This window comes from Marinobacter sp. (assembly GCF_052094685.1).
Classification (GTDB): domain Bacteria; phylum Pseudomonadota; class Gammaproteobacteria; order Pseudomonadales; family Oleiphilaceae; genus Marinobacter.
The window spans coordinates 1-10,689 of sequence record NZ_JBQDKB010000110.1; the positions used below are offsets into that span (position 1 = coordinate 1).

Annotated in this window: 8 protein-coding genes and 1 pseudogene; 3 read left to right on the forward strand and 6 right to left on the reverse strand. The window is 51.9% G+C overall.

Annotation, left to right across the window (positions count from 1 at the left end):
* Positions 1-14 precede the first annotated feature (14 nt).
* Complete coding sequence (locus tag ACTH3S_RS16200) at positions 15-860, reverse strand: DUF72 domain-containing protein (RefSeq protein ID WP_441810048.1); 846 nt, start codon at positions 858-860, stop codon at positions 15-17.
* 126 nt (positions 861-986) lie between these two features.
* On the opposite strand from ACTH3S_RS16200, the gene ACTH3S_RS16205 reads away from it, so the two are divergent.
* Entirely contained in the window at positions 987-1,676 is a 690-nt protein-coding gene (locus tag ACTH3S_RS16205) for an MgtC/SapB family protein (RefSeq protein WP_441810049.1), read from the forward strand.
* 6 nt (positions 1,677-1,682) lie between these two features.
* On the opposite strand, the gene ACTH3S_RS16210 is transcribed toward ACTH3S_RS16205, so the two are convergent.
* Entirely contained in the window at positions 1,683-2,810 is a 1,128-nt protein-coding gene (locus tag ACTH3S_RS16210; protein ID WP_441810050.1) for a hypothetical protein, read from the reverse strand.
* A 157-nt stretch (positions 2,811-2,967) separates the two neighbouring features.
* Between ACTH3S_RS16210 and ACTH3S_RS16215 the strand changes: the two genes are divergently transcribed.
* Positions 2,968-3,666, forward strand: a complete 699-nt coding sequence (locus tag ACTH3S_RS16215; RefSeq protein WP_441810051.1) for a DUF3592 domain-containing protein — start codon at positions 2,968-2,970, stop codon at positions 3,664-3,666.
* A 64-nt stretch (positions 3,667-3,730) separates the two neighbouring features.
* Positions 3,731-4,654 (forward strand): formylglycine-generating enzyme family protein, encoded by a 924-nt coding sequence (locus ACTH3S_RS16220; protein WP_441810052.1) that lies wholly within the window; start codon positions 3,731-3,733, stop codon positions 4,652-4,654.
* Here the strand turns inward: ACTH3S_RS16220 and ACTH3S_RS16225 are convergent.
* The 4 genes and pseudogenes from ACTH3S_RS16225 to ACTH3S_RS16240 all read right to left on the reverse strand — a co-directional run.
* A complete protein-coding gene (locus ACTH3S_RS16225; RefSeq protein ID WP_441810053.1) occupies positions 4,651-7,191 on the reverse strand; it encodes a LysM peptidoglycan-binding domain-containing protein in 2,541 nt (846 codons plus the stop codon). The two genes, ACTH3S_RS16220 and ACTH3S_RS16225, sit on opposite strands and share 4 nt — an antisense overlap.
* Positions 7,145-8,014, reverse strand: coding sequence for a DUF4123 domain-containing protein (locus tag ACTH3S_RS16230; RefSeq protein ID WP_441810054.1), 870 nt, complete (start codon positions 8,012-8,014; stop codon positions 7,145-7,147). Before ACTH3S_RS16230 ends, ACTH3S_RS16225 begins: the two co-directional genes overlap by 47 nt.
* Positions 7,983-10,115, reverse strand: a complete 2,133-nt coding sequence (locus tag ACTH3S_RS16235; RefSeq protein WP_441810055.1) for a type VI secretion system Vgr family protein — start codon at positions 10,113-10,115, stop codon at positions 7,983-7,985. Before ACTH3S_RS16235 ends, ACTH3S_RS16230 begins: the two co-directional genes overlap by 32 nt.
* A 118-nt stretch (positions 10,116-10,233) precedes the next feature.
* Positions 10,234-10,629 (reverse strand): annotated as a pseudogene (locus ACTH3S_RS16240) (SAM-dependent methyltransferase); the annotation flags it as partial.
* Between the last annotated feature and the right edge of the window lie 60 nt (positions 10,630-10,689).

A 10,689-nucleotide genomic window follows, 5' to 3' on the forward strand; every position in this document is an offset into this window, starting at 1 on the left:
CGTGAGCCGCCGTTTTAAAACAGCCCCATTTGGGGCTGTTCTTCGTTGAAACGCAGGGCTTCAATTCCTTCCACACGCTTGCTTAATAACTCGGTCCAGAGCTCGGTCAGCGACAGAGCGTTGCCGATATCCGGCATGTGCAGAAAAAAATAGGGACATTGCCCTTGTTCAATCCAGCTGCCGACCCGCTCAACCCAAGGCGTTAAGTATTCGCGGTTAGCTTCGAGATTCGGATGGCCGATGTAACGGATGACTTGAGCTGCCTCACCGGGAAGCAAATGCACCGGCACCCGGGGTTTCTTACGCTGGGCGCCAATGGTTACTTCATTATCTGGTATGGCGGCAAACAGTGCTCGGCTATCCAGACAGACCCGTGCGATGCCTCGTTCGCGCAGGCCGCGGTTTAAGGTTCTTTCGGCATCACCTTTGTTGAAAAAAGCGCTGTTGCGCACTTCCACGGTGCACGTCCGGGGAGCGGGTAAGGCATCAACAAAGCGCCAGAGGTTGTTTAGGTGCTCAGGCCCAAAAGCGGCAGGGAGCTGCAACAGAAAGGGGCCGAGTACGTCTTTCAATGGCGCGACAACGTTCAGGAAATCCCGCATACCTGCGTCCACGCCAGACAGCAGCCGGTCGTGAGTGATTGCTCGGGGAAATTTCAATAGAAAACGAAAGTCGTCGGGCACCTGCAAGCGCCATTGCTGACATTGCTCACGGCTTGGCGTGGCGTAAAAAGTGGTGTTGCCCTCAACACAGTTAAATATTTTGCTGTAGCGCTCCAAGGGGCTTTGCCCTGGAGGCAGCAGGTTATTCCAGGCAGGGTGTTGCCATTGCGGGCAGCCAAAAAAGTAGGGGTGTGCCATGGGTTAGCGCTTTCTTCCGGTTCAGGTGCTTTTTTCGCGGGCGCCTGATTGTCGCCTTGATCGCAGATCATGCATTATACCTGAGTATAGATACTCAGTATCCGGCGTGATTTTGGGGGAATATTGATGGAACATTTTCTCGATGTGGTTGCCCGCGATGGGGTCTTCGTATTACGCCTATTGGCCGCAATGCTACTTGGCGGCTTAGTGGGCATGGAGCGCCAGTCACGAGGCCGCGAGGCTGGCTTGCGAACCAATATCTTGGTTTGTCTTGGCTCAGCTGCGGTTATTGTTGCCTTCCAGAAACTGTCTTCTGAGTTCAGTGTTGATGCGGATTCCGTTATCCGGATGGACCCGGCCCGTGCGGCCGCAGGCGTTATTACAGGGATTGGTTTTCTTGGCGCCGGCACGATCGTAAAAAGCAACGATTTTGTGCGCGGGCTTACGACAGCAGCCTCTATCTGGGCGGTTGCAGCCATAGGGGTAACGGTTGGGCTTGGCGAATATGTGATTGCGAGTGTGGTCACTCTTCTGGTGCTGGTTGCATTGTATGTTCTGCACCGGCTTCCCTTCAGGGGCGACCGTTATGCGTCGCTGGAACTGAAGTGGACGGGTGATTTCGCCCTGTTAGCTGAGGTGACCACCCAGCTTGAGGAACAAGGCGCGAAGATCAAAAACCGAAGTGTGATTCGCCAGCCAAAAACTGAAAACTGCGAAGCGACGCTGGTTCTGCGGCTGGGTAAACATGAAAGCGATATGGAGTTGTTTGGCCGATTGCAGGCAGATGCGCGGTTTGATGAGGTGGGGTGGCGCTGAGCTGGCTTATAGCTTTTCGTATTGGGATCTACGGCGGTTGCGGCCACTCAGAATTGCCACCAGATGGATCATGGCCCGAAACAGCCCCATCAGCAGCGGCGCCAGTAACCATAGCAGCCAGCTGGCGATGTAAAATGCAGGGATAAGCAGCAGCAACCACCCCACAAACTGAACGGCAGCTACGGGATAGCCAAGTACATCTGCCACACCTGCGAACAGGTCGTTAATAATGCTGGGATGGGCGACAACCAGGTAGCCGGCGCCAACTATTAGAGGCCATTTGGCGTAACGGGCGCTGCGCAACACCATTTTCCCACTGCGAGAAACCCGCGCGGCCAGAGCGGCGGAGCGAGCGCCCCGACTTGCCCCCTTGGTGGTAACGGCTGCCGTACGCCCAACGCGGAGAACCTTTGCTGCACTGGCAAAAATCAGTACATCCACCGAAGCCCAGCCAACGTCGCCTGCGGTAATCTCATTACCGGAACGGTAGTTGCGCTCCAAATCACGAATGCCGCTGGCAAAAAACTGATTCACGCCTTCTAGCACCCGCTCTGTGCCAATCCATTGAGTGGCGCCTTGGCTATCGACAACAAACTGCCCCAGAAAGTCGTGACCTTCGCTTTGAATGAAGTTGACGGCGTACCAGCCTCGCTCTTCCGGTGACAGTTTTTCGCCCTCGTTTGAGGGCTGGCTGTCAGGTTTCGAGCTCTCCGGTCCGCCGGTAAAGAACCGCTTGGCGGCTTGATACTGACGGGACGCCCTGCTCATCCATTCAATCGTGTTGATGGGCTGGCTCACGAAATGCTGGATAGGCGGTAGGATGTCCTCACCATATTTCCTAAGGATGTTTTGAAACTCCGGTTCTGCAGCGTAAAGCGGGAACACATTTCGGGCCATATTCGGGTAACGCATGAACGCAGCTTGCGCCTTCAGAAGCAGAAGAGGGTCATCAGACATATCCAGCAGTATCGCCTGAATTTCAACAGGCTCCTGTTCAATGCCGGGAAAATCACCGAGCACATCTTGAGCATGAATATTGATTAGCTTTTGCTCAATAGGAACCGGCTTGGCTATGGCACTAAAAATAGCCGCCATCAGCAAGGCCAAGCCACAAATCAGGAGTAGCTTTTTCAAACGGTCACCACTGCATATTGGTTATTCATACCGACCAGTCTAGCGCGAACTGGGTGAGTTGGTGATGATTTGCGGGTATAATTTCGCGCTTGGTTTTACCGTCCCAGGGTAGGGGCTTCGCATCCTTAAATCTCAACGTTTAAAAAGGAAGATATCGTTGAAAACTCTAAATATCCTCAAATACGTTTTTGCCATTTTTGGTGCCTGTATGCTGGCCGGTGCCTTTGCCATATACAGCAGCACGGCTTCATTCCTAGAGCGTTCTGTTTCATCACAGGGCACAGTGGTGGAGCTGATCCGTTCTCGCTCTAGTGACTCCATAAATTATTACCCGCTCGTTCAATTTGTTACCTCCGATGGCCAACAGGTCGAGTTTCAATCTAACTCGGGTTCTAACCCACCCTTGTATGATCAAGGTGAGCGTGTATCCGTGCTTTATGAACTCTCAAGCCCGCTAGCCGCAAAGATTAATGGCTTCTTCTCATTGTGGGGCGGCGCGCTAATTGTTAGTGGCATTGGCTTAGTGTTTTTGTTGATTGGCGGTGGAATGTTGGTTTACGGCGCTATAAAGAATCGTTCAAATGCCAATCTCCAGAAAAATGGCGTTGAGATCCACGCTTCGTTCCAAGGGGTAGAGCAGAACACAGGTTTAACGGTAAATGGCCGCAGCCCGTTCCGGCTTGTATGCCAGTGGCAACACCCGCAAACTCGCGAGCTGCATGTTTTTCGTAGTGAGAATTTGTGGTTTGATCCGACGGATCTCGTTAGCCAGGAAAGGATTCCTGTGCGGGTGGATGAAGGTAATCTGAAGAAGTATTGGGTGGATACGTCTTTTTTGCCGAAGCTGGCGGGTTGATCAGGGCTACCAGCTGATAGGGTTGCATAAATACGGACGTCTAATTTTATTGCACGGAGCATGCATGCGTTATCTACTATTTGTTGCTATGGGTCTGATCCTGGCTGCAGGCTGCACATCTGTTACCAGCGAGACGCTCAGTGAATCTGAGGTGAACGAGGTTGAGGTGCGAGTTGAGGAGCGCCACCCAGAGCTGTCCTCATGGCAACAAAAAGCCGTTGCAGAACTCGTTGTGCGTGCACTGGATAATATGGCGTTTGTTGAAGGCGGCAGCTTTATGATGGGTGAGTTTGGCTGGCCGTGTGAGCCTGGTTCTAAGCAGCTTTGTAATCTCGATATCTGGCCCGACAACGATCACCTTCATAAAGTTACCCTCGATGATTTTTACCTTTCAAAATACGAAACGAATCTGGATGACTTTGACCTTTATCGCGAAGTCATGGGTAGAGAGCCTTACGCTCCCGAATTGCGCTCTCGCGAGGATCGACAGCAACTATTTGAGCCCAATCTGCCTGCTTGGACTAAGGCTTGGCAGGAAGCCAAGGACTATTGTCTGTGGATCGGAGAGTTGACGGATCGATCTATTGATATGCCAACCGAGGCACAATGGGAGTTTGCTGCCCGAAACAGAGGCAAGAAGGTTCTCGTTGCTACAAATAATGGCGAGTGGCTTCCAGGAGAAAATGCTCCCCCTCACGATGGAATTCGGCGTCTGTATCCGGTGGACAGCTTTCCGCCAAATCCGCTGGGAATTCACCATCTGACATCTAACAGCGCTGAGTGGGTAAATGACTGGTACTCAGACACTTATTATGAGGAAAGCCCCGAGAATAACCCAACGGGGCCTGTATCCGGACACGCCAAAGTAATTCGGTCTGGTGGATTTCGTACTTCAGCACGTGCGAAAACCACCATACTCAGGGATAAGGCTCCGGCTGTTGAAAGGTCTTATTATCGTGCCCTTGGGTTTCGGTGCTCACAACATTAAGCCCACCTTTTTCCTCGTGACTCGTTAAGCTTGGCTATCCGGATGGCCAAGCGGTCAGCCTTTTGCTTTATTGGAATAGGCGTCCACGCCAAACTTAATGATCGCTTAGTAGGTTTTATTGCCAGATCTGAAATAATCCAGCGATGGAACTGAGAAAGCTGGCTGTCGGAAGCGCCGTCATCCAGAATTGCGACAAGAGTCCTCAGACTGTCCATTGGATTTACCTTACGCCCATCTGAAGACATGTGCTCGAATGTCTCAAAAAACTGCCGCCACGTTTTAATTTGAGAAACTAGGATCAGGATGGCTTTTTCCTGATTTTCCTCCCAGCTATCAATAAACGTTTCACTTAATGTATGCATCATGACACCTAGGGTTTCCGGAGGTAGTTGGCTGTATGGTAGGCCGTCCAGATTTAGCTCCTCCAGGCTTGAGCATCTCTTAGCACTGGCAATAATTTTTGCAGATAATGCCTCGGCAGCTTCTTTTCGCCCCTTCCTCATCGCCCAAGATTCATCGAAGCGCAACCCAGAGCATGTCAGCAGCTCCATGAGGTTTTGAGTATCGTCAGTAAATTTCAAATACAAAGCCTGGGTCCACTGGGAGAAAAGGTCTTCGTCTATGTTTGCCAGAAAGTGATAATCCGCTTCGGATAGCACTTCGAAGACAGTTTTAGCCAAATTCCATATTTTGTCGGCTCCGATTTCACTTCCAAAAGAACCGCTGGCCCCAGGGCCAAAAACCAGGCGCCCCTTACACACCAGAACTATAGCGTTACGTACTACTCGGAGCTCAAAATCAAACCCGGCGCCAGCTCCTAATGCTAAAGTCCCGCCTGCTGAGATTTTGAACAAGTTCTGCCAATCTGCATTGCTTTTGTACTGTTCACTAGGGTGTACCCAACTGAACTGGCCACCCACTGCTCCACCGGCTTCTGCACCAGCAAACGCGTTGCCGGATACTGCGAGCCCGGCAGTGGGGCTTGTCTCCACTTTTTTCTTGTCAGACAGCAGGAACGAAGCGGCACCCGTAGAAAGTTTGGCATTAGCTTCCCCACTGACTCGGCCGCCGACAAAGCAATTCAGAGTAATGTCGCCGGAGAAACGAAAGGCCCCGAAGGCCATATCGGTCAAATCTCCATTGCGATTTCGATAGGTGAACCGACAGTCCCAGCCGGCTTCATTTGGAACAAAAACTTCAGTGAGTTTTGCCTCAGCTTCGAGGAGCGCCATAGAAGCGCTTGCTTTGGTGCCAATATCAATCTCTCCGGTGCTTAGGTCGAAGGCGTTCACTCCGGCGCTTGCCTGCATGGCAAAGCGCATGAGGTGCGCTTCGGTACTGACCTGAAAGTTGTTTTCGACAGGGCTTTCATCATCACCGCCGGAGGTCCACGTCAACTTTGAATGCTCTTCACCCAGTAAATAATGCTCGTCGCTGGTTTTGGCGAATGTTACCTCAATATTGCCCACGAGACTTTTCGAGGCATCTGCAGAAATACCCTCTAAAACTTTGCCAGCTAGGATGGAGGCTGTACCTGTCTTGTTTTTCAGCGCATTTGCTATGGCGCGAGTTTTCTTAACGTAACGAACAGAGGCATAGGTAGTAATCAGTCTTTGGTAAGCTTCCCGTCGAATGTAAGACCAGCGCCCGGGGCGGCTGGCTATCATGACCTCAATTACGCCGGTTTCCTTGCTTATGCTCCTGCTTGCTACAAATCCTTTCTCAGTGCTGTTACCGCGAGGGGTCACAAAATCCGTTGATGAAACTCCTTCGCCTTTTACTCCTTTGGCGGTGCTTCCCTTCTCAAGTTGATTTACTAAGATTCGGCGTTCCTGGCGCAGTATTTTCAGCCGTTTATCTTTAGCGGCGGTTTCAATATCTTCACGTTTTTGTGCGTCGTTGCTGACATACGACATCAAGTAGCCGGAGTCGTAATCGTTGTACCACTTTATCTGTTCATCGATAGCGGCGATTTGTGAGCTGATCTGTGAGGCTTTATCCACAGTGTCGTCGTCATGCTCGTCAGGTATTGGCGCAATTACGCCCATTTTCTCGGCTTTTTGCATCCAGCGTCGCTTGGGGCTTGGCTCATCCGACTGAGGATCGTGAGGTGAGTTTTGTGCTTCTTTAAACTCCGCCATTAACGCATCAATGTGTTCGGCTTCCTCTAAAATATCCTGAGCCGCACTCTCTGGCAGTGCTACGCACCACTCGTCGTCGCTGGCCCCTGTTACGTGGATAATTTCGGTATATTTTTCTGAGCACTCCGTGCAGCTTGCTTTGCCTTTGGATTCGTTACCGGTAGAGCGTGGTGATCGCAAGGTATGAGCACCACTTTCTTTTCCTGCATCCTCATTTGTGGGAATTTTTAATTCCCAGCCAACCTGAATGTGATGCTTGTTGGTGATTCGCGGATTTATAGCCTGCAGCTCTGTTACAGATGTTTGGTGTTGAGCTGCAATGGCGGACAGAGTGTCTCCGTTTTGGACTCTATAGGTTGTTTGCATCAGTCTTCTCCAACAAGCTTTCCATAGCAATCAGACGATCCGAAGCGGGAAGTCCTCCATTGGACAATATAAGGTGTATTGGTTCGGTAAGGTGGAAGCCTGGGCCATGTTGAATAGCCATTCTCAACCAACGTTCCATGTGGTCAGCACTGTCAAAGCCAACATTTTTCGCAGTGCAAAGGCTGTCGAATACCCAGCACTCGGGTAATTCAGCCTGAGGCAGGGCCTCAGCATAGTAGGTGGCGTATCCGCAAGCTTCTCCAGCCAGCCAGTAAGGTTCTGCACGCTGGAGTTCCTGTGGTGTAACCAATATTTGCTCGAGCTTATCGTTGATACTTTTGGCTTCTTCGTTGGGAATTGACTGACGCCAATGGTGAGTGTCGTACCAATGCCAAAGGGCCCCAGCGGATAACAGATTTTGGCGTCTTTGATTGGCCAGAACGCACAATAATGGGGCAAACATTCTGGGTTCATAAAACCGTAGAAGTTGCTCTGTTCCCGGATTGGATTCGGTTAACCAATGCGCAAGGTGTTGGCGGGTTTCATCGGTGGACAAGTTCGACTTGAACACGAGACCGAGTGGTTTGGATTCGAGCCGAGAACTTAACCGAGTGCGAAAATTTGGAGCTGTTCGAACGTCCACTAGAACTGGGCCATTTGACCAGTCAGATTGCCAACTTGTACCTTCAAAGAGACTCCACCATTGAAGTTTTTCATCCGTCATTCCGGCATAGATTTCTTCAAGAAGCGTGTCTGAGCTTGCCAAATCCAATACGGCAAAATCATAGTCCTGAGGCGCGACAGCCCTGGGAGCTGTATGTTTAAGTGTGTTGATGTAGTGTGCAGCGTCCATGCTCATCAAACTCGCAAGCAGTGATAGTTAATGCCCCTTCCCGGGCGGCTTGTTTCAGTAACGGCGCTTTACCGGCATTTTCGGAAACCATTGACCAGCGTGGCTCGTCAGAGGAGTCTATTCGCTGAGATGTTTCGGCTAGCTGCGCCGTTGCATTGTCTGGCTGCCCTTGGTCGGCAATCGCCGACGGTTGTTGGGGCGCTTGAGCTGCCACGGCACTCCCACTCCCAGGCGCACCCCCAGAATTCATCCGCACCAACGGCCCAGAGATAGTCACCCCACTCGGATCCACCTTCACAAAGCTACCACCCGCTTTGAGCGTCACCTCTGCACCCGCTTCAATCACAATCTTCATGCCAGCCTTGTGGTGAATCTCGTTCCCGGCTTCAACCAGCTGGGATTTACCGAGCTTGCTGTGGTGGCTGCCGTTAACCGTGAGGCTGTAGTCGCCGCCGATTTTTTCCCGCTGTTCGCCATCCACCGTGGTGTGGTCGTTGGCTTTCACCTGGCTGAAGCGGTCGTTCTCAACGGTCAGATGGCTGTCGTTTTTGATGACTTCGGTGCGGTTGTTTTCCGTGAGCAGACCAAGGTCTTTCTGGGCGTGAATGTAGACTTGCTCTTTATCTGCTTCGTCTTCAAAACGCAATTCGTTGCTGCCTTCACCCTTGTGGGTCTGGGTTTTCAGGGTGGTGCGGGTTTTGTGCTCTGGCAGCGAGTAGGGCGGTGTGTTGCTGGCGTGGTGTGTTGTGCCTGTGATGATGGGCTGGTCGGGATCACCATCGAGGAAGGAGACGATCACTTCGTGGCCGATTCTTGGTAGGGCCATGAATCCATATTGGCCGCCTGCCCAACCTTGGCTCACGCGCAGCCATGCGCTGCTGTGTTCGTTGTTTTCAGAATAGCGATCCCAGGGAAATCTGACTTTTACCCTGCCATATTCGTCGCAGTGAATTTCTTCGCCTTCGGGGCCGGTCACAATGGCAATTTGGGGCCCGTCCATCAGGGGCCGGTGATCGCATAAAGGCCGCCAGGTTTTTGTGGCCGGAACCGCGCTGAACAGGTTGTGGTAAGTGGTCGGTTCAGAACCGCCTTCTTCTGCCAATGCTTGGGGTTGTTCGCCCACATGGGTAATAGCGGTAAGCAGCCAATCCTGGTTTAGCTTGGCGCTGTCGTGGTTGGTGAGTTCCACTTTGGCGCCGCAGGTGAAATCCGGGCGATTGCTTTCACCGTTGGCAGTGGTCGCGTCGTTTCGGAGGGCGTCCAGTCTGGCTTCGGTAAACGGTTGGCCGCTGGCATCGGCTTTGAATCGGCCCGGGTAGTCGAAGTGTTGATAATCCTGGCGGTGGCTGGCGCCGGCTGCGCTGTGTTCGTGCATCAGCCCGTAGGCTGGGTTTTTGAAGGTGTAGTCTTTGATTGCCACGGAGGCAGCTCGAACGCGCTCTTCGTAGCGGAAGCGGAATACCGCGGGTTGATGGGTGCTTCCGCCTGCCTTGCCGTTATATTCGGCGGCTTCGAGGCGAGGCGCATCGCCGTGATGGTCGGCTATAATCAGGCCGGGTTGCTCGTCTCCCTCTACACTGCCGTGCTGATAGTGATAGTGCCAGCCTTCCTCTGCGGCCATCCGCTCAATGAATGCCAGATCACTTTCCCGGTGTTGCACGCAGTATTCCCGTTCCTGCGGCGCGCGCTTCAAGTCAAACACCGAATCTACAATGCCGCGCTCCTCCAGTAGGGTGCGCACGATGGTGTCTGTGGTCTGGGTTTGGAATATGCGGCTGTTGTGCATCAGTCCCAGGCGCCAGAGGGGCGGCTGAATAATGAGTTCGTAGCGTGTGCGGCGATGGCCAGAGTCACCCCGGGCAAACTCGCTCACCACACTAGTGAAGCGGCGAAGAGGCATGCCGTCCTGCCAAACTACCAAGTCCACAGGTTGTTCCAGTACATCTGAAACCTGAATGGCCGAATCTGTGCTGGCCAGAATCAGGCGGCCATGGAAAAGTTCCGAAAGGCTTTCGGTTAATGCAAAACTGACGACAGAAAATACATCTTCGGGAAGCTCACCAACACGCGCGGTGAACTGCAGTCCATTTGCCTGGGGCATATCTTCAGTCCTTGAAGGTATGTGTATCTGGTAATAAAGCTGAGCGGAAGGTTACCGTTGCTGGCGTGGAAAATCCAGTAGCTCGGTCGACTAACCCATAGCCAGGCAAGGTATTAAATCAGGCTTTTACACAGACAAAAATTGCGTTTCCCGATGTTTTATCCCAAGGCGTGATCTTCTCATAGTCGTGTTCAAGGATATGAATTTCAAAATACGGCTGTAGAATTTCCCTCAGCTCGTCAAAGCTCACAGCAACCATCGGGTGTTCGTCATCCCATGATTGGGTGATGTCTTCTGTGGATTTTTTGATGCTGAGTCTAAGAGTTTGTTTCTCTCCCTCGCCACAGTAGTGCCATGCGGAACTGAAAGTGAAAATGCTGTTTTGGTGTGTGGCGGTATGCCTTTCGAACAGACTGTTGTCTATTTTATTTTTATCGACTGAGTTAAAGCAAAATACCCCGCCGCTTTTTAAGGCCTTATGGGCGCTGGCGATGCATTGCTTCAGCTTTTCGATGCCATTTGTTAGTGGCCAATTAAAGTGACCCACTACTGGCCATTAATTTTGACCCACCTC

Excerpts from the sequence above, each read along its gene's own strand:
- ACTH3S_RS16200 (WP_441810048.1), bottom strand. The coding sequence starts at position 860 with ATGGCACACCCCTACTTTTTTGGCTGCCCGCAATGGCAACACCCTGCC.
- ACTH3S_RS16205 (WP_441810049.1), top strand. The coding sequence starts at position 987 with ATGGAACATTTTCTCGATGTGGTTGCCCGCGATGGGGTCTTCGTATTA.
- ACTH3S_RS16220 (WP_441810052.1), top strand. The coding sequence starts at position 3,731 with ATGCGTTATCTACTATTTGTTGCTATGGGTCTGATCCTGGCTGCAGGC.
- ACTH3S_RS16230 (WP_441810054.1), bottom strand. The coding sequence starts at position 8,014 with ATGGACGCTGCACACTACATCAACACACTTAAACATACAGCTCCCAGG.
- ACTH3S_RS16235 (WP_441810055.1), bottom strand. The coding sequence starts at position 10,115 with ATGCCCCAGGCAAATGGACTGCAGTTCACCGCGCGTGTTGGTGAGCTT.